This is a genomic window from Amycolatopsis sp. NPDC104775 (assembly GCF_055583325.1).
In genome coordinates this window covers 21,028-38,620 of sequence record NZ_JBVJOE010000024.1, presented here as the reverse complement: position 1 = coordinate 38,620, position 17,593 = coordinate 21,028, and the positions used below count along the sequence as shown (strand labels likewise).

At 69.7% G+C, this 17,593-nt stretch carries 14 protein-coding genes; 8 read left to right on the top strand and 6 right to left on the bottom strand.

What is annotated here, in order from left to right:
- The first annotated feature begins 692 nt into the window (after positions 1-692).
- From ACZ63D_RS42890 to ACZ63D_RS42870, 5 genes are all read left to right on the top strand, one after another.
- A complete protein-coding gene (locus ACZ63D_RS42890) occupies positions 693-1,085 on the top strand; it encodes a YciI family protein (RefSeq protein WP_465360066.1) in 393 nt (130 codons plus the stop codon).
- A 33-nt stretch (positions 1,086-1,118) separates the two neighbouring features.
- Positions 1,119-2,324, top strand: coding sequence for an RNA polymerase sigma factor (locus ACZ63D_RS42885; protein WP_465360065.1), 1,206 nt, complete (start codon positions 1,119-1,121; stop codon positions 2,322-2,324).
- On the top strand, positions 2,317-3,435 hold the full coding sequence (locus ACZ63D_RS42880; protein ID WP_465360064.1) for an epoxide hydrolase family protein: 1,119 nt from the start codon (positions 2,317-2,319) through the stop codon (positions 3,433-3,435). The genes ACZ63D_RS42885 and ACZ63D_RS42880 overlap by 8 nt, the downstream gene beginning before the upstream one ends.
- A gap of 67 nt (positions 3,436-3,502) precedes the next feature.
- Positions 3,503-4,336 carry an alpha/beta fold hydrolase gene (locus ACZ63D_RS42875; RefSeq protein WP_465360063.1) on the top strand — a complete coding sequence of 278 codons (834 nt, stop codon included), beginning with the start codon at positions 3,503-3,505 and terminating at the stop codon, positions 4,334-4,336.
- Positions 4,333-5,085: an SDR family oxidoreductase gene (locus ACZ63D_RS42870; RefSeq protein ID WP_465360062.1), complete on the top strand. Its 753-nt coding sequence runs from the start codon at positions 4,333-4,335 to the stop codon at positions 5,083-5,085. Before ACZ63D_RS42875 ends, ACZ63D_RS42870 begins: the two co-directional genes overlap by 4 nt.
- A gap of 199 nt (positions 5,086-5,284) precedes the next feature.
- On the opposite strand, the gene ACZ63D_RS42865 is transcribed toward ACZ63D_RS42870, so the two are convergent.
- The gene (locus ACZ63D_RS42865; protein WP_465360061.1) at positions 5,285-6,898 is read right to left on the bottom strand and encodes an IS1634 family transposase; all 1,614 of its coding nucleotides are present in this window, start codon (positions 6,896-6,898) and stop codon (positions 5,285-5,287) included.
- 135 nt (positions 6,899-7,033) lie between these two features.
- Here ACZ63D_RS42865 and ACZ63D_RS42860 point away from each other — a divergent pair, with 135 nt between their 5' ends.
- On the top strand, positions 7,034-9,631 hold the full coding sequence (locus ACZ63D_RS42860; RefSeq protein WP_465360060.1) for a bifunctional FO biosynthesis protein CofGH: 2,598 nt from the start codon (positions 7,034-7,036) through the stop codon (positions 9,629-9,631).
- Here the strand turns inward: ACZ63D_RS42860 and ACZ63D_RS42855 are convergent, their stop codons facing one another.
- From ACZ63D_RS42855 to ACZ63D_RS42845, 3 genes are all read right to left on the bottom strand, one after another.
- Positions 9,632-10,597, bottom strand: a complete 966-nt coding sequence (locus ACZ63D_RS42855; RefSeq protein WP_465360059.1) for a PucR family transcriptional regulator — start codon at positions 10,595-10,597, stop codon at positions 9,632-9,634.
- 22 nt (positions 10,598-10,619) lie between these two features.
- Complete coding sequence (locus tag ACZ63D_RS42850) at positions 10,620-11,582, bottom strand: alpha/beta hydrolase fold domain-containing protein (RefSeq protein ID WP_465360058.1); 963 nt, start codon at positions 11,580-11,582, stop codon at positions 10,620-10,622.
- 99 nt (positions 11,583-11,681) lie between these two features.
- The gene (locus tag ACZ63D_RS42845; RefSeq protein ID WP_465360057.1) at positions 11,682-12,752 is read right to left on the bottom strand and encodes an FAD-dependent oxidoreductase; all 1,071 of its coding nucleotides are present in this window, start codon (positions 12,750-12,752) and stop codon (positions 11,682-11,684) included.
- A 117-nt stretch (positions 12,753-12,869) separates the two neighbouring features.
- Here ACZ63D_RS42845 and ACZ63D_RS42840 point away from each other — a divergent pair, with 117 nt between their 5' ends.
- A complete protein-coding gene (locus ACZ63D_RS42840) occupies positions 12,870-13,787 on the top strand; it encodes a TetR/AcrR family transcriptional regulator C-terminal domain-containing protein (RefSeq protein ID WP_465360056.1) in 918 nt (305 codons plus the stop codon).
- On the opposite strand, the gene ACZ63D_RS42835 is transcribed toward ACZ63D_RS42840, so the two are convergent.
- Entirely contained in the window at positions 13,784-15,082 is a 1,299-nt protein-coding gene (locus ACZ63D_RS42835; protein ID WP_465360068.1) for an LVIVD repeat-containing protein, read from the bottom strand. The two genes, ACZ63D_RS42840 and ACZ63D_RS42835, sit on opposite strands and share 4 nt — an antisense overlap.
- Before the next feature lie 134 nt (positions 15,083-15,216).
- Here ACZ63D_RS42835 and ACZ63D_RS42830 point away from each other — a divergent pair, with 134 nt between their 5' ends.
- Positions 15,217-16,683, top strand: a complete 1,467-nt coding sequence (locus ACZ63D_RS42830) for an ABC transporter substrate-binding protein (protein WP_465360055.1) — start codon at positions 15,217-15,219, stop codon at positions 16,681-16,683.
- Here ACZ63D_RS42830 and ACZ63D_RS42825 read toward each other — a convergent pair.
- Positions 16,680-17,558, bottom strand: a complete 879-nt coding sequence (locus tag ACZ63D_RS42825; protein ID WP_465360054.1) for a LysR family transcriptional regulator — start codon at positions 17,556-17,558, stop codon at positions 16,680-16,682. The genes ACZ63D_RS42830 and ACZ63D_RS42825 overlap by 4 nt on opposite strands.
- Positions 17,559-17,593: the final 35 nt, after the last annotated feature.

The following is a 17,593-nucleotide window of genomic DNA, read 5'->3' as shown; positions in this document are numbered from 1 at the left end:
GGAAACCCCGACGAGGGGGTTTCAATATAAGCTCTACTGGCTTAGTTCACTAGCACACTGTTGAGTTCTCAAGCAACACACCCCGCATCAACCCCGCCCCCGCAAGGGCGAGCCTGACCGAAGCGGTCATTCCTAGCAAGTTTTGGTGGGACACCCACTCAATCACCCTAGAGGCGAGAGCTTGGTTCGTGTCCCGGCGGCCGCCCGGTTTCCCTGGCGACGAAGAGAAGATTACACGTCCCAAAACGGCCCGAAACAGGGGGGTCCCTTAATACGATCTTCGCAGGTCAACCGGCCGAATAAGCCCGCTGCGGCCGATCCGGCGGGCCGCGCGGCGTCGCGTCGGCGGGCCGGGGCGCGGCGAATCCGGCGGCTTATCGGCTCGCGGATGCCGTAATGCGGAAGAACGGGCGGCTCGCGTTATCGGTGAATGCCCGAGTCCGCGCCGTCGACGGCTGCCGAGCGAAGCACCGAACGGTTCGGGCGGAGAAGGGATTATCGCTGGACATCGACGTGCCCGCGCAGAACGACGCTGGGGACAGTGACGGTTCAGCGGCATCATGAGCGCCAAGCCGGTCGAGTGACCCGGGTCACCGGAGACGATGTCCGGTCCGGGGCAGCCAGCTTCGTTCTTCCCCCGACTGGCCGCCAAGCGCCGGTCGCACGAGCAGACCGAATAGAGGGAGCGCCCGATGAAGTACCTGATCCTGGCGTACGGCAACCAGCAGGACTACGACCACCTCAGCGGCAAGGAAGGCGGGGCGACCGCGGCGGAGGTGGCGGCCGTCGACGAATTCCTCGCCGGGTTCACCGGAGCGCTGGCCGATTCCGGAGAGCTGGTCGAGACCCAGGGGCTCGCCGCTCCCGTACTGGCCCGGCGCCTCCGGCTGCGGGACGGGGTCCCGGTCGTCACCGACGGGCCGTTCGGCGAGACCGAGGAAGTCATCGCCGGGTACTGGATGGTCGAGTGCGCCGGTATCGACCGGGCGACCGAGATCGCGGCGGGACTGCTCAAGGCTCCGGGGCGGTTGGCCGAGGCCGGAGTCGCGGTCCGGCCGGTGATGGGCAGCGAAAGCGAACTCTGACCTGGGCCGGATGCTGGAAGCAAGGCGGCAGAGATGACTGACCCCTCGCTCAACGACACCCTGCGCACTCTCGCACCGCAGGTCCTTGGCGCGCTGGTCCGCCGTTACGGGCGGTTCGACCCGGCCGAGGACGCGGTCCAGGAAGCCCTGCTCAAAGCCGCCCAGCAGTGGCCGGAGACGGGAATCCCCGAGCGGCCTTTCGGCTGGCTGCTGCGGGTCGCGAACCGGAAGCTGATCGATCTGCTCCGCGCTGACCAGGCAAGACGGGAGCGGGAGGTTCGCGCCGCACGCGAGGACGTCGGCGAGCAGGCCGGGGACGACACCCTGATCCTGCTTCTGCTCTGCTGCCATCCGTCGTTGTCGGTGGCGTCGCAGATCGCGCTCACCTTGCGGGCGGTCGGAGGGCTCACGACGGCCGAGATCGCGCGGGCGTTCCTCACGTCCGAGGACTCGATGACCCGCCGGATCTCCCGGGCCAAGCGGACCATCCAAGACAGCGGCGTGCCGTTCCGGATGCCGCCGCGAGAGGCGCGCGGCGAGCAGCTCGAAGCCGTCCTGCACGTGCTGTACCTGATTTTCACCGAGGGGTACTCGGCGACGTCCGGACCGGATGTGCACCGGGCCGACCTGGTCGCGGAGGCGATCCGGCTGGCCGAGACGACGGCCGCGTTGCTGCCGGACGACAGCGAGGCCGCGGGGCTGCTCGCGTTGATGCTGCTGACCGACGCGCGGTCGCCGGCGCGGACGACCGAGCAGGGCGAGCTGGTTCCGCTGCACGAGCAGGACCGGACGCGGTGGAAGACCGAGTCGATCCGGCGCGGAGTGGAGCTGGTGACGGCGGCGCTGCCGCGCGGGCCGGTCGGGCCGTATCAGCTGCAGGCGGCGATCGCGGCGGTCCATGACGAGGCAGCCACCGCGGAGGAGACCGACTGGCGGCAGATCGTCGGGCTTTACCGGCTGCTGCTCGAGGTTTCGCCGAGTCCGGTCGCGAAGGTGAGCCACGCCGTCGCGGTCGGCATGGCGGACGGACCCGCCGCAGGACTGGAACTGCTCGAAGCGCTGGGCGACCGGGACCGGCGGTTTTATGCGGCGCGGGCACATCTTCTGGAAAAGGCGGGCGACCGCGAAGCGGCTCGGAGCGCGTACCTCCGCGCGGCCGGACTCGCCACCAACATCCGCCAGGTGCGGTACCTCCACGCCTGCGCCCGGCGGCTCTCCGAAGGAGCGGGACATGACTGACGAGATCCGGCCGTACCGGCTCGAGATCCCGGAAGCGGACCTGATCGACCTGCGGGAACGGCTTGACCGGACCCGCTGGGCGCCGGAGCCGGCCGGCGGCGACCAGGGATACGGCGTCAGCGTCGGCCGGGTTCGCGAGCTGGCCGAGCACTGGCGGCATCGCTACGACTGGCGGGCTTGGGAACAGCGGTTCAACCAGTATCCGCAGTTCACGACCCTGATCGACGGCAGCACCGTGCATTTCCTGCACGCCCGTTCGCCGGAACCGGACGCGATCCCGTTGATCCTCAGTCACGGGTGGCCGGGCTCGGCGGCGGAGTACCTGGCCGCCCTCGGGCCGTTGAGCGATCCGCGCGCGCACGGGCTTGATCCGTCGATCGCATTCGACGTCGTGCTGCCGTCGTTGCCGGGGTTCGGATTTTCCGGCCCGACGACCGACACCGGCTGGGGTCCACAGCGGATCGCGCGGGCGTGGGCGGAGTTGATGCGCCGGCTCGGGTACGAGCGCTACGGGACCGCGGGCAACGATTGGGGCTCGGGCATCGCGCCGGAGGTTGGCCGGATAGCTCCGGACCAGGTGATCGGCGCGCACGTGACCCAGACTTGGGATCCGCCGCCAGACGACGATCCACGGTGGATCGCCGATCTGTCCGATAAGGACAAAGCCGCGTGGGACGCGTTCCAGCACTACTTCACCCACGAAGCGTCCTACGGCATCGTCCAGGCGCAGCAGCCGCAGACTCTCGCGCACGCGTTGTCCGACTCCCCCGTCGGCCTGCTCGGCTGGAACGCGCAGGCAATGCACGCCCACGGCCTCGACGCGGACGGGATCCTCACCCATGTCACGATCCACTGGCTGACCGGCACGGCAGGCTCGGCCATCCGAATCTACGCCGAGGAAACCAGGGAGACGCCTGCTGAAGGCCGCAATCCGGTGCCGCTCGGGGTCGCACAGTTCCCTGGCGATCTGCCGTCAATCCGCGTGTTCACCGAGCACCGCCGGAACCTCGTGTCGTGGAACGAGTACGACCGCGGCGGCCACTACGCGGCCCAAGAGGTGCCGGAGCTGTGGGCGGGCGACGTCCGCCAGTTCTTCGCGAAGCTGCGCTAGGAGAACATTGCTCCGACTACATTGCACCCTATTGCACTGAGAAATCGCCCCGATTAGCGTCGAAGGCATGCAGAAAGTCCTTCTCCCCTCCGGCGCGCGGATCGCCTACGACGATCTCGGGCAACAGCCGAAGGTCCCGGTGCTCCTCGTGCACGGGCACCCGTTCGACCGGTCCATGTGGCACCCGCAGGCTGAGCACCTCGCCCGGAACGGGCACCGGGTCGTCGTTCCCGACCTACGGGGATACGGAGAAAGCACCGGCCCAGCGGTCACCGGGCTCCATGATTTCGCCGCAGACCTCATCGGGTTGGCCGATCACCTCGGCCTCGACCGCTTCGCGCTGGGCGGCCTTTCGATGGGCGGACAGATCGTCATGCAGACCGTCCGGGACTACCCGGAGCGCATCGCCGCGCTGCTGCTCGCGGACACCTTCGCCGAGCCCGAGACCGACGAAGGAAAGGTCACCCGCAATCAGGCCGCAGACCGGGTGCTGGCGGAAGGAATGACCGAGTACGCCGACGAGCTGTTGCCAAAGATGGTTTCGCCAGGCACTTTCCGCGAGAACCCCGAGGTCACCGGGCACGTCCAAAAGATGATGCGCGAGGCACCGGCGACAGGCGCGGCGGCGGCGTTGCGGGCCAGAGCGAAGCGACCGGACTACCGCGATTCGCTCAAGCAGGTCAACGTGCCGACGCTGGTCGCGGTCGGCAGCGAGGACGAGTTCACCCCGGTCACCGACGCGCAGCTGCTGCACCAGCTCGTGGCAGGCTCGGAGCTGGTGGTGCTCGACGGCGCGGGCCACCTGCCTAACCTGGAACGCGCGGCCGAGTTCAACGACGTGTTCGGCCGCTTCCTGAACGAGATCCGGCCGGACCGAGAAGAATGGTGGCGCACTCCATGAAGACCGTATTGGTGACCGGCGCGAGCGCCGGGTTCGGCACCGCGATCACGCGCCGATTCGTAGCCGAGGGCGCGCGAGTCGTCGCCGCGGCCCGCAGCGGTGACCGGCTCAAGACGCTCGCAGACGAACTGGGCGACGCGGTATACCCGCTGGTCCTCGACGTACGCGACGCGGACGCGGTGGCGAATGTCGTCGCGGAGCTGCCCGAGGAGTGGGCGAAAATCGACGTCCTGGTCAACAACGCCGGCCTCGCCAAGGGCCTCGAACCCGCACACGAGGCGAAGCTCGAGGACTGGGACCAGATGATCGAGACCAACGTGACCGGTCTCGTCCACCTCACCCGCGCGGTGCTGCCCGGCATGGTCGAACGAGGCACCGGCCACGTGATCAACATCGGCTCAGTAGCAGGCAGCTACCCCTACCCCGGCGGAAACGTCTACGGCGCGACCAAGGCGTTCGTCCACCAGTTCAGCCTGAACCTGCGCTCCGACCTGCGCGGCACCGGCGTCCGCGTGACGAACATCGAACCCGGCTTGGTGGGCGGCACCGAATTCTCGACCGTCCGCTTCGGCGGCGACCAGGCCAAAGCAGACAACGTCTACGCCGGAACCACCCCCCTGACCGCAGACGACGTAGCCGAATCAGTCTTCTGGGCAAGCACCCAACCAGCCCACGTGAACATCAACGTCATCGAACTAATGCCAGTAGCGCAAACCTTCTCCGCCCTGAACATCGACCGCAACAACTAACCGCACCCACCACACCCACCTTCGAGGCACCCAGCCCCCTCCCTGCACCCCGATACGAAGCCTTCCCTGCGGTTCGGGGGTGCTTGTCAAGGCATCTTTCCCGCCTTGACAAGCACCCCCGAACCGTCAGCACACTTGGCTTCGGGGTGCCCCACGCAACGACCCCCGGCGCAATGTCGCCGCCAGGCGACGAGCCGACTCACCCCGGCCCAAACCGCTCCAACCCAAACAACTCGAACAACGCCTGCTGCCGTCCCGTCCGATCAGACAGAATCCGCCGCGTACGCGGCCGCCCCCCAGTAGACCGATACCGCAACACGATCTCCCCAATCCCCCGCAACTGATCCAACAACTCAGCCACCGACAGATTCATCCCAGCCCGATCAGCCTCCCGCCGCATCAAATGCGTCACCGTCGCAGCAAGCACCGACACCACCGCATGCACCGCGATCCGATGCGAAGTCCACTCCCACCGAGGCGACGGCCCAGCCACCGCCGACCCGGTGAGCCAGCGGAACGTCGAGTCGAGATAGGTCCGGGCCCGGTAAGCGGTGACCACCTCCGCGACCGGCCAATCCCGGTCCGTCACGAGGATCTGCTTGCCGAAGAACTCCTCCGCCAGCCGGGCGACCGCGGTTTCGTCCACCCGCCACTCCAGCCGAAGCTCCCCGGCCCGGCTGCCCGTCAGGGTCGTGTTCAGCACGCGTTCCACGCGTCGGCCGCGGATGATCCGGGACATCTCCGCGTGCACCTGGGTCCGGTCGCCGCGATGCGTGCCCGCGGCGAGAGCGGCGGCGAGCCCGTCGAGTTCCCGCACCGTCGTGCTCAGTTCGCTGGTGAACGCCCGGTATTGCGCCGCGTGCAGCGTCGCGGAATGGGTGAGGATGACGCGCCGGTGGGCACCGTCCACAGTCGCCAGCGTGTCGAACGCGGTCAGCCCGGCGAACCGCTCCGGATCCACTCGCCGCCGCACTGACGCCGGTCGCGCGAGCAGTTCCGGATGGTCCGCCAGCGGAAGCGAGCCGACGAACCCGGTCCGCGCGCCGAGATCGAGCTGGGCGGCTTGCCCGGCGTGGAAGATCACCGTGACGTCCGTGGCCGGATACCGCTCTCCCAGTTCGGCGGCCAACGCGCCGAAGGTGGGTGCGTTTTCCCTTCGATAGCACCGAGATGCCAGCGGAATCGCCCCGTCTCGGGTGACGACCAGGCCGAGCCCGGCCAGCACGTCCTGACAGGCCGACGGCAGCGTGCAATCCGCGGCGGTGAACGCGGCGAACTGCGCGACATCGACGGCCAGCGCCTCCGTGCCGTCGTCGCCCAGAAGATCCAGAACCGCTTCCGCTACAACAGTTTCCACCGCAGCGATCCGCTCCGGAGTAAGCCGCTGCAATGCCCGCCAATGACTCGCCGTCGTGATCGACCCCTTTGGCGGCCGAGGCCGGACGAGGTCCTGCGCAAGGCAGCCAGTCCACCACTCCTCGAACTCCATCTCCGGCGCGGTCGCCCGATGCAGCACCGCGAGCGCGACATGGAGACCAAGCGTCGGCCGGGCCCGCTGCGGTCCCGCGACGGAATCCACGCGCCGGACGAGGTCGAGCCGCTGCAATGTCCCCCACACGGCGGAAACATCGCCGAACGACCGGTGCCGCGCGCCAGCCGCCTCCGGACCTCCCCCGGCGACCGCCGCCGCGATGTCCTCCGCCGTGCCGAGATACCGCTGACCAACCACCCGCGGCTTGCCGTCCACGCGCGCGGACTCGGCGAGGTAGTAGTACGTCCGCCCGCCGATGCGCTTCCCGATCACTGACGCCACCCTTTAGGTAATACCGCCGCCGCCCCGCGCCGACAAGCCCGCCACCTGCGCTAATGATCACTCTGGACAGACCGCGCGCGTCGTGGCGGGCTAAGAGCTGGCTGGTCTCGGCGGCCGGGTCCTAGCGTGGCGGGAATGGAGCCCGAAGCTGGCGTGACCACGCCCACCCCGTCGGCCATGCGCCGCGCGCTCGCCCGCGCGCGGGACGGGAAGACGCTCGACGTCGCCGAGGCGGCCGTGCTGCTGCACGCCCGAGGCGACGACCTCAAGACTTTGTCCGAACACGCCTCCCGCATCCGCGACGCGGGCCTCGAAGAAGCCGGTCGCGCGGGGATCATCACCTACAGCCGCAAGGTGTTCATCCCGCTGACCCGGCTCTGCCGGGACCGGTGCGGGTACTGCACCTTCGTCACCGTCCCGGGCAGGCTCGAATCGCCGTTCCTGTCGCCGGACGAGGTCCTCGACATCGCCCGCAAGGGGGCGGAGATGGGCTGCAAGGAAGCCCTGTTCACCCTCGGCGACCGTCCGGAGGACCGCTGGAAGGCCGCGCGCGAATGGCTGGACGCGCACGGCTACGACGACACGCTGTCCTACGTCCGCGCGATGGCGATCCGGGTGCTCGAGGAGACCGGCCTGCTGCCGCATCTCAACCCGGGCGTCCTGAGCTGGCAGGACTTCCAGCGGCTCAAGCCGGTCGCGCCGTCGATGGGCATGATGCTGGAGACCACCGCGCGCCGGCTGTGGAGCGAGAAGGGCGGGCCGCATTACGGTTCGCCGGACAAGGATCCCGAGGTCCGGCTGCGCGTGCTCGAGGACGCCGGGCGCAGCTCGGTGCCGTTCACCACGGGCGTGCTCATCGGGATCGGCGAGACGCACGAGGAACGCGCCGACGCGCTGTTCGCGATCCGCAAGACCGCGCGCGAATACGGCGGTATCCAGGAAGTCATCGTGCAGAACTTCCGGGCCAAGCCGGACACGAAGATGCGCGCGACCCCGGACGCCGACCTCGAAGAACTCGCCGCGAACATCGCCGTGGCCCGGTTGGTGCTGGGTCCGCGGATGCGCATCCAGGCCCCGCCGAACCTCATCGGCGACCAGTACGACCTGATGATCCGCGCGGGCATCGACGACTGGGGCGGCGTTTCGCCGCTCACCCCGGACCACGTGAACCCGGAGCGCGCGTGGCCGCAGATCGACCTGCTGGCCCGGCAGACCGAGAAGGCCGGTTTCGCGCTGCGCGAGCGGCTGACCATCTACCCGGAGTACGTCAAGCGCGGCCAGCCGTGGCTCGACCCGCGCGTCACGCGGCACGTCGCGGCGCTGGTCGACGCCGAGACCGGGCTGGCCCGTGACGGCGCGATGCCGGTCGGGATCCCGTGGCAGGAGCCGGACGGCGGCTGGGAGCAGTCCGGCCGCACCGATCTGCACACCGAGATCGACACCACCGGGCGCACGGAGGACCGGCGAGGCGACTTCGATTCGGTCTACGGCGACTGGAAGGAAATCGGCCGGAAGATCAAGACCGGCCCGCAGCGGTTCGACACCGACGTGCGGGACGCGTTGCGCAGCGCGGAAAAGGACCCGGCCGGGCTGTCCGACGACGCCGCTCTCGCGCTGCTGCACGCCGACGGGCCGGAGCTGGACGCGCTCACGAAACTGGCCGACGACCTGCGACGCGAGGTGGTCGGGGACGACATCACCTTCGTCGTCACGCGGAACATCAACTTCACCAACGTCTGCTACACCGGTTGCCGGTTCTGCGCCTTCGCGCAGCGGAAGACCGACGCGGACGCGTACACGCTGTCGCTGGAGCAGGTCGGCGAGCGGGTGGACGAGGCGTGGGCCGCGGGCGCGACCGAGATCTGCATGCAGGGCGGGATCCACCCGGACCTGCCGGGCACCGCGTACTTCGACCTCGCGGCCGAGGTGAAACGGCGGCAGCCGGACATCCACCTGCATTCGTTCAGCCCGATGGAGGTCGTGAACGGCGCGTCGCGGACGAATCTGTCCATTCGCGACTTCCTGATCCGGGCGAAGGAGTCCGGAGTGGACTCGCTGCCGGGCACCGCGGCGGAGATCCTCGACGACGACGTCCGGTGGGTGCTGACCAAGGGCAAGCTGCCGACCGACGCGTGGATCGAGGTGGTCACCACCGCGCACGACATCGGTCTGCCGACCACGGCAACGATGATGTACGGCCACGTCGACAACCCGAGCCACTGGGTCGGGCACCTGAAACTGCTGGCCAAACTGCAGCGCGAAGGCGTGGAGCGCAACGGGCGGCGCGGGTTCAGCGAGTTCGTGCTGCTGCCGTTCATCCACCAGAGCTCGCCGATCTACCTGGCCGGCCTCGCCCGCGCGGGCACGACGCTGCGCGAGAACCGGGCGGTGCACGCGCTGTCCCGGCTGCTGCTGCACGGCACGTTCGACAACATCCAGAGTTCCTGGGTGAAGCTCGGCGAGGAAGGCAGCCGGGCGGTGCTGCAGGGCGGCGTCAACGACATCGGCGGCACGCTGATGGAGGAGACGATCAGCCGGATGGCGGGCGCGGCGAACGGGTCGTACAAGACGATCAGCGACATGCGCGCGATGGTCGAGCCGCTCGGACGTCCGTTGCGGCAGCGGACCACGTCGTACGGAACGCCGTCGGACGAACGGATCGCCGCGGCGCAGGCGTCGGACGGCGTCGCGACGGCGGTGCGGAAACCGTTGCTGCCGCTGCTCACGCCGTGATCAAGCAGTGCGGTGCAGCCGCCACAAGGCGATAGCCAGCTGCAATCGCAACCGGCCCGCGGGATCGCGCACTGGCCAGCAGAGCAGCTGTTCGGCTTGGGCCAGGCGCTCCTGCAGCGTCGAATGATGCACGACCAAGGTGTTCGCGGCGGCACGCAGGCTCGGAGCGCCCGCCACGGCGACCAGCGTGGGCAAGACCCACAGGGCCGTCGTGCGGGCGCTTTCCAAGCTGGTGACGTCCGCGACCGGTTTGGCACCGGGTCCGACCGCGTCGGCGAGCACAGCCAGGCCGCCGAGTTCCGCATAGTCCACAACGGACAGTCCTGGGTCGTCTTCGGCCGCGGTGAACCGGAAAGCCGTCCGAGCTTGGTCGCCGGACAACGGCAGGTTGGCCAGGCTCACCACGGTTCCCAGCCCGGCCCGGCCGCGCTCCGGCGGAGTCCACTGTGGAGGGACGACCAGCGGGACCCCGTCGGTCACGACCGCCCGGGCGGTCGCGCCGAGCCCGAGGCGATGCGCGGCGCGAAGCCGGGATCGTTCGTCCGCTGACGCGTCGAGCACCACTTCCACCGACGCGGGATCGACGACCCGGCCCCGCGTGCGGTCCAGCACTGCCCGGGCCGCCGCGGACGCGCGCTCCAGCACCATCGCGTCCACCGGGCTCGCCGGACCGGGCCGTTCCAGCCACAGCGCGACCGGCCCGTCCGGACGCACCGGTGCCGACGGCCACCCCGGATCGGGCGGTTCGGCCGACGGCACGACGCGTCCGTCCGGTTCGACGCGAACGCGCACCCGGCGTTCGTCGTCGGCCAGCCGAGCGGGACAGCCGGACAGCACCGCCGCCCCGCGCACGATCGGCTCCAGCCCGGCACGGCCCTCGACCAGGCGATCGAAGTACGCGATGACCTTGACCGTCTCGGCCGCGCCGGGATCGAGCGCGCTCAGATGCGTGACCAGCTCCCTCATCGGTCCATCATCGCGCCTCCGGTCAGCCGAGCAGCCGCCGCAGCCACGGCAGCCGCTCGGCGCGCGCCTGCTGTGACAACGCCGCCTGCGGAGCCGAGCCGTCGAAGCCGTGGAAGGCACCGGGCCAGACGTGCAGTTCCGCCTGCACCCCGGACAGCCACAGCCGGTTCGCGTAGGCGATGACCTCGTCGCGGAAGGTCTCGGTGCTCCCGACGTCGAGGAAGGCTGGTGGGAGGCCGGACAGGTCTTCGGCGCGTGCGGGCGCGGCGTACGGCGAGACGTCCGGGCCCCCGCGAGCCTCGCCGAGCAGCGCGGTCCAGCCGACGTTGTTCGCGGTGCGGTCCCAACTGCCCAGGTCCGCCATCTGGATCGCCGACGGCGAGTCGTTGCGGTCGTCGAGCATGGGGTAGACCAGCAGCTGGCCAAGCAGTTCCGGGCCGCCGCGGTCCCGGGCGAGCAGCGCGGTCGCCGCCGCGAGCCCGCCGCCCGCGCTCGCCCCGCCGATCACGACGCGAGAAGCGTCGAAGCCGTACTCGGCGGCGTGCTTGACCGTCCATTCCAGCCCGGCGTAGCAGTCCTCGACCGGAGCCGGATGCGGGTGCTCGGGCGCGACCCGGTAGTCGACGGACACGAAACCGAGGCCCAGTTCGGTCGCGTACTCCTTGAGCACGTACAGGTCCCCGCCCTTGTGACCGCCGATGATCATCCCGCCGCCGTGCAGCCAGTACAGCACCGGGACGTCGACCGCCCCGGCCGGCCGCGCGACGATCAGCGGGACCGGGCCGCGCGGCCCCTCGGCGTCCACTTCGGACACTTCGAGCGCACCGTCGGCGGTGATCTCGTCCAGCGAGATCTGCCGCTTCGCCGCCGACGCGCGCACCGCCGGGATCGACTCGAGCGTGGTGATCGGCGGGCGTTCGGCTGCCAGCACTTCGAGCGCCGCGGCTAGCTCGGGGTCGAACGGAAGCGGCGGATAAGCGGTCATGTCGGGGCCTCCAGGGGATCGGGTGCTGGACCCCATCCTCGCCGCCCGAGGGGCCGGACGGGGCCAGCCGGGCGGCGGGAATCTCCCGCCAGATGGCGGTCAGTGCCGGAATCGAGGGAGGCTGATCGCGTTCTTGGCCCGCTCGACGGATTCCTCCGATGCGGGTCCGGCCGGGTTTTCCGTGGCCAGCGCCTGGTTCAGCTCGGCGAACGGGCGCATCCGGGTCTCGTAGTCGTCCAGGCCGTCAGCCAGGACGTACGCGCCGACCAGAGCGAGGCTCGTGCCCTGTCCGGACAGCACGGACGCGCAGTATCCGGCGTCGCCGACCAGCGCGACCCGGCCGGTCGTCCAGCGGTCGAGATGGATCTGGAGCATGGCGTCGAAGAAGAAGGTCTCGGCCTTCTCCATGGCTTTGACCAGCTCCGGCACCGGGCCGCCGACCTCGCCCAGCCGTTGCGCGACGAGCTTCTTCTGCTCCGCGACGTCACGGATCTCGCGGTACTCCGGCTCACCGAAGCCCAGCGTCACGCGGATTTCTTCGTTGCCGGGCACCGGGTAGACCGCGCCTCCGACGCCCTCGCCCTGGAACCAGATCTGCCAGTCTTCGAGGCCGACGGTGTTGGGCGCCGGGAAGATCGCCAGGTACTGGCCGAGGTAGCGGCGGAACTGCTCCTCCGGGCCGAACGCGAGCCGCCGGACCGCCGAATGCGCGCCGTCCGCGCCCACGATCAGGTCGAACGTGCGCGGCTCGGCCTTGGCGAACTCGACCCGGCCGCTCTCGGCGTCGAGCGCGGTGATCTCGTCGCCGAAGCGGTACTCGACCTCGGCCGCGTCCTGCAGCAGCTCGACCAGGTCATCGCGGAGGATCTCGATGTCCGCGCTGTCGAGCCTGCCGCTGCTGTAAGCGTGTTCCTCGGAACGGAACACTTCGTTGCCGGACGCGTCGAGCATTGACATCCCGCGCATCCGCGTGCGCTTGGCGCGGACCTGCTCGCCCAACCCCATCCGTTCGACGACCTCCAGCGCGACCCCGCGGATATCGATCGCCTGTCCCCCGCTGCGCAACCCGTCCGCGCGCTCGACGACCGTCACGTCGTAACCGGCGCGGCGCAGCCAGTAGGCCGACGCGCATCCGGCGATTCCCGCTCCGCTAACCAGTGCTTCAGGCATGTCATGTCCCCTCAGTACGCTGCATCATTACCCTCATGAACCTGCCCCGACCTGGTTTCCCCTGCCAAAACTGACCTAGTACAGCTGGCCCTCTGACCTAGTACAGACAGGACGCCGATGCCTACCGAACCCCCGTACCTCCGCATCGCCGCCGTACTGCGCGAGGAGATCTCGCAGCTGCCGCCGGGTGCGAAAGTGCCGTCTACGCGTCAGCTGGCTTCGGCGCACGGCGTCGCGACCGCCACCGCGGCCAAGGCTCTCGACGTCTTGCGCCGCGAGGGCTTGATCCGCGCTGAACCCCGGTCGGGCCATGTCGTCGCAGGTCAGCACGCTGAGGCTGAGGCGAAGCGGCCCGAGCTGACCCGGGATCGGCTGGTACGCACGGCCATCACGATCGCTGACGCGGAAGGCGTCGCGGCGCTGTCGATGCGCGGGCTCGCCGCGCGGCTGGGCGTTCCGGCGATGGCGCCGTACCGGTATCTGTCCGGAAAGGACGAACTGATCTTTCTGATGGCGGACGCCGTATATGGCGAAATCGGTTATCCAGCACGGGAACCGGAGGGGTGGCGGGCGCAGTTGGAGCTGTCGGCGCGGACGCTGTGGTCAGTGCACCGGCGGCATCCGTGGCTGGCGCACCTCGTGCCGCTCACCCGGCCTTGGCCGTTGCCGAACCTCGCGGCGCACAACGAACGCGCGCTGGCCGCGTTGTCGGTGTTCGGGCTGAACTCGGCTGATCTGTGCGATCTGAACGTGTTGTTCTACAACCACATTCAGGGCACCGCGATGCATTTGGAACGGGAGCGGCACGCGAGGGGCACGACGGGGATCACCGAGGACCAGTGGATGGATACCCAGGCGCGGGGATACGCGGCGTTGACCGGGTCGGGGCGGTATCCGGTGCTGGCGCGGATGGTCTCGGATCTTGCCGAGGGGTACGAGCTGGATCTGGACAAGCTGTTCGAGATCGGGTTGCAGGCGCTGCTGGACGGGCTGGCGGTCCGGTATCCGGTGGGAGGGGCGGGTTCCGGGCGCTAGGCGGCGAGCTTGAGAATGTCGATCCCCCGCTTGTTGTCCGCCACGTACACGTACCCGTCGTGCCAGTACGGAGCCCACGAAGCCGCGTCCGCTGGGCGGAAGTACGCGATCTGCGTCGGGTTCGACGGGTCGCTCACATCCAGGAACCGCGTGCCCTGCGCGTAAAACGACTGCACCAGCACATCCCCGCGCAGGTCGAAGTAGTGCGCCGAGCAGTCGTCGGACACCGGGTCGCTGCCCTCCTGCCCGGCGACGCTCCAGGTGCCGATGCTGCGCATCCGGAACGGGTTCTCCGGCGTGGAACGCCAGCCTTCGCCGTGGTACGAGCCCTCCAGCGACGAGATTGTCAGCACGCCGTCGCCCGCGCAGCCGGGGAGGAAGCTTTCCTCGGTGGCGTACACGAGGTCGTGGCCGCGCCAGGCGCCGTCGTCGCGGGGGCCGACCGGATGGAAGCTGTTGTGCAGGAACTTCGACGGCGCGGCGGTTTCCGACACTCCGCCGCCCGCGTACGGCACCGGCTTGAGCGCGGTGGCCCAGCGGTAGCGGTTCTGCACCGGGTCGCGGTGGAGGCCGGACGTCCAGTAGCCGCGCACCCCGCCCTTGCCGGACACCCACGCGACGCCCATCTTGTCCACTTGCACGTCGTGCACGTAGTCGGTTTTGCCGTCGTTGCGGGCGAGTTCGATCGGGTCCGGATGCACCTTCGGGGCGCGCGGATCGCGCACGTCGGTGACCCAGATCGGCCGGCCGCCCCAGTCCGCGGGCTGGTCGTCGGCCTTCGCCGGGCCGCCGGTCCACAGGTAGCGGCAGTCGTCGACGCAGCTGGTGGTGTGACCCGCCGGGACCTTGACGTAGCTGAGGATCTCCGGTTTCTCCGGATGCGCCACGTCGACGACGTAGATCCCGGACTCGCCGGTGTGCGTGTTGCCCTTGAACGCGCGCGGGTCGCGGGACAGGAAGACCAGCTTGCGTTTCGCGTCGACCTCGGTGTCCTCGGTTTCCCACAGCCCGGGCAGGCTCAGTTCGCCGATCGCGCGCGGCTTCGCCGGATTGTCCGTGAGGTCGTAGACCTTCAACCCGAACTGGCCGGACACGACCATCACGTCACGCTTGCCGTAGCTGAGGAAGTTCGCCGAAATGGCCCCTTGCGCGTCGGGCAGGTTGCCGATCGGTTCCACGCCCTTGATCGCGCCCGGGTCGCCCAGGCTGTGCTTCGCCTCGGTGACCGGCTTGTCTTCCTCGCAGGCAGCGGCGGGCAAGCCGGTGGCTACGAGTGTCGCGGCCGCGGTCGCCATCGCCAGTCCGGAGCGAATCCACCTACGGCGCACGCGAAACCTCCAGCAGACCCCAGTGTGACGGAAGTACTTTAAGCCGGTCCCTAACCGGACACAACCGCCTTTCGTTGCTTTCCACCTGGTAGTAAGACAGGATGCGATCGCGTCTGCTGGTCCCGCTCACGCTCGCCGCCGTCGTCGCGGCCGGTCTTCCCGGCTGTTCGTCGTCGGCCGAACCCGCTCAGCCCGGCGTCTTGTCGGTCGGCCTCGGCGAACCCGGCACGCTGCTGCCCGCCGACGTCACCGATCCGTCCGGCCGCCTCGTCACCGGCGCGCTGTGGACGCCGCTCGCCGATTACGATCCGGCCAGCGGAAAAGTCACTCCGCGCGCGGCCGAATCGATCAGCAGCACCGATCTCGTGACCTGGACCGTCCGGCTGCGGCCCGGGCGGTTCCACGACGGCACACCGGTCACCGCTCAGTCCTATGTGGACACCTGGAAGGCCATCGCGGGCCACCGCTGGGCCAGCTCGCCGGTGCTCACGAAGTCGTTGCGAGCCAAGGAAACCACCGCGGTCGACGCGAACCAGCTGCGGATCGTGCTCGACCGGCCGTCGAATCAGGTGCCGGCCTGGCTGTCCGCGCCCGGGCTCGTCCCGCTGCCCGCTTCGGTGCTGAAATCGCGCGACTGGAACGGGTTCGCCCGCCATCCGATCGGCAACGGCCCGCTGCGACTGGAGGGCGACTGGCAGCCCGGCTCCGGCGGCAAGCTCGTCCGGGTCGCGCCGGATCCGGGCCGGGCCAGGGAAATCGACCTGCGCGTCGGCAACGCGGCCGACCAGTACGACGAGGTCAAAGAAGGCAAACTCGACGTGGCCACCTCCGTTCCGGGCGACCGGCACGAGTCGATGCACGCCGATTTCGCCGACCGGCACGCGACGTGGGCGCTCCCGCGCGCCGGCTACCTGGTGTTTTCCGCCCAGGCAACGCGATTCGCCGACCCGGCGGTGCGGCACGCCTTCGCACTCGGCACCGACCGCGCCGCGCTGGAGTCCGGCCCGCTCGCGCACCAGGCGGACGCGGCCAAGGGATTGCTGCCGCCCGCGGTCGCGCCCGGCGAGCGGTCCGGGTCCTGCCGTCCGTGCACTTTCGACGGTCCGGCCGCCAAAGCCCTGTTGAACCAAGCGGGATTCACCGGCGACGCCGCGGTGTATTACGACAGCTTCGACGGCGCCTGGCCGCAGGCGTTGGCCGACGGCTTGTCCAAGACACTGGGGATCTCGGTCTCCGCACAGCGCAAAGCCACCGGGGGAACTCCCGCCGGACCGTATGCGCTGGAAGTCCGGGCCGTCTCGCCGAGCCCGGCCGATCTCCTCCACACTCTCGCGGACGCGGCCGGTTACACCGGTTCCGGGTTCACCGCCGACCTCAACTCCGCGGAAACCACTGCGTCACCGGAAGAAGCCGCGCAACTGTTCCGGGTCGCGGAGAACGAGGCCCTGCGCGACCTCCCGGCGATTCCACTGTGGACTGGACACGGGCACGCCGTCTGGTCCTCCCGGGTCCACGACGCGGTTACGATGCCGTTCGCCGGGATCGACCTGACGCGGCTTCGCGATTAGACCCGCGCGTGCCGCGACAGCACCTCGCCGAACGCCGCCGTCAGCGGGTCTGGTTCGCTGCGGCCGTAAGCGACCAGTTCACGGCGGATCGGCTTGCCCGGACGCAAAACCCGTCCGCTGAACTCCGCGGGCAGCACATTCGCCGGAACCAGCGCGGGACCCAATCCGGCCGCCGCGAGCAACGGCGCCGCCGCGGTCTGTTCCGTCCGCACCGCGGGCCGCGGCCGGAATCCCGCTTCCGCGCAAGCAGCGTCGAGGAGCTCCGCTAAACCGTGCCCAGGCGCGTAGTGCACCCACGCGCAGCCGGCGAGCTCGGCCAGGTCGACCGAACCGTCCGAAGTGGACTCCGTGGCACCGTCGGCAGGGAGCACCACGACGAACTCTTCGGTGCCCAGCGACCGCACCGGCCCCGTCCAGCCCGCCGGACGCGGGCCGATCGCGAGGTCCGCTTCCCCGGCCAGCATCGCGTCGCGCAGTTCGTCGGCGTGGCGGTACTCGAAAAGCCGCACGTCGACGTCCGGCCGCTCGCGCCGCCACACCCGGAGCGCGGGCGGCAGCACGCCGAGGCTCACCGAATAGACCGTGGCGATCAGCAGTTCTCCGGCGACCTGGCCGGACGCCTGCCGGGCCGCGCACCGGGCGCGTTCGGCGTCGGCGAGAGCGGCGCGGGCGTGCGGCAGCATCGCGCGGCCCATCGGCGTGAGCCGGACCGACCGCGGCAGCCGTTCCAGCAACGGCCCGCCGACGCTGTGTTCCAGCGCCCGCATCTGGTGCGAAAGCGCGGGCTGCGTCACGTGCAACTGCTCGGCGGCCCGGGTGAACGACCCGGTGTCGACCACCGTGACCAGGTACTCGAGCTGCCGCAGACTTGTCATAAACCCAGTTTATCGAAGCGGTGAGAACTAAGCCT

What these genes read in the sequence shown, in the direction of transcription:
- ACZ63D_RS42875 (WP_465360063.1), top strand. Translation starts at nt 3,503, where the DNA reads ATGCAGAAAGTCCTTCTCCCCTCCGGCGCGCGGATCGCCTACGACGAT.
- ACZ63D_RS42825 (WP_465360054.1), bottom strand. Translation starts at nt 17,558, where the DNA reads ATGACAAGTCTGCGGCAGCTCGAGTACCTGGTCACGGTGGTCGACACC.
- ACZ63D_RS42835 (WP_465360068.1), bottom strand. Translation starts at nt 15,082, where the DNA reads ATGGCGACCGCGGCCGCGACACTCGTAGCCACCGGCTTGCCCGCCGCT.
- ACZ63D_RS42830 (WP_465360055.1), top strand. Translation starts at nt 15,217, where the DNA reads ATGCGATCGCGTCTGCTGGTCCCGCTCACGCTCGCCGCCGTCGTCGCG.
- ACZ63D_RS42860 (WP_465360060.1), top strand. Translation starts at nt 7,034, where the DNA reads ATGGAGCCCGAAGCTGGCGTGACCACGCCCACCCCGTCGGCCATGCGC.
- ACZ63D_RS42870 (WP_465360062.1), top strand. Translation starts at nt 4,333, where the DNA reads ATGAAGACCGTATTGGTGACCGGCGCGAGCGCCGGGTTCGGCACCGCG.
- ACZ63D_RS42890 (WP_465360066.1), top strand. Translation starts at nt 693, where the DNA reads ATGAAGTACCTGATCCTGGCGTACGGCAACCAGCAGGACTACGACCAC.
- ACZ63D_RS42885 (WP_465360065.1), top strand. Translation starts at nt 1,119, where the DNA reads ATGACTGACCCCTCGCTCAACGACACCCTGCGCACTCTCGCACCGCAG.
- ACZ63D_RS42850 (WP_465360058.1), bottom strand. Translation starts at nt 11,582, where the DNA reads ATGACCGCTTATCCGCCGCTTCCGTTCGACCCCGAGCTAGCCGCGGCG.
- ACZ63D_RS42840 (WP_465360056.1), top strand. Translation starts at nt 12,870, where the DNA reads ATGCCTACCGAACCCCCGTACCTCCGCATCGCCGCCGTACTGCGCGAG.
- ACZ63D_RS42880 (WP_465360064.1), top strand. Translation starts at nt 2,317, where the DNA reads ATGACTGACGAGATCCGGCCGTACCGGCTCGAGATCCCGGAAGCGGAC.
- ACZ63D_RS42855 (WP_465360059.1), bottom strand. Translation starts at nt 10,597, where the DNA reads ATGAGGGAGCTGGTCACGCATCTGAGCGCGCTCGATCCCGGCGCGGCC.
- ACZ63D_RS42845 (WP_465360057.1), bottom strand. Translation starts at nt 12,752, where the DNA reads ATGCCTGAAGCACTGGTTAGCGGAGCGGGAATCGCCGGATGCGCGTCG.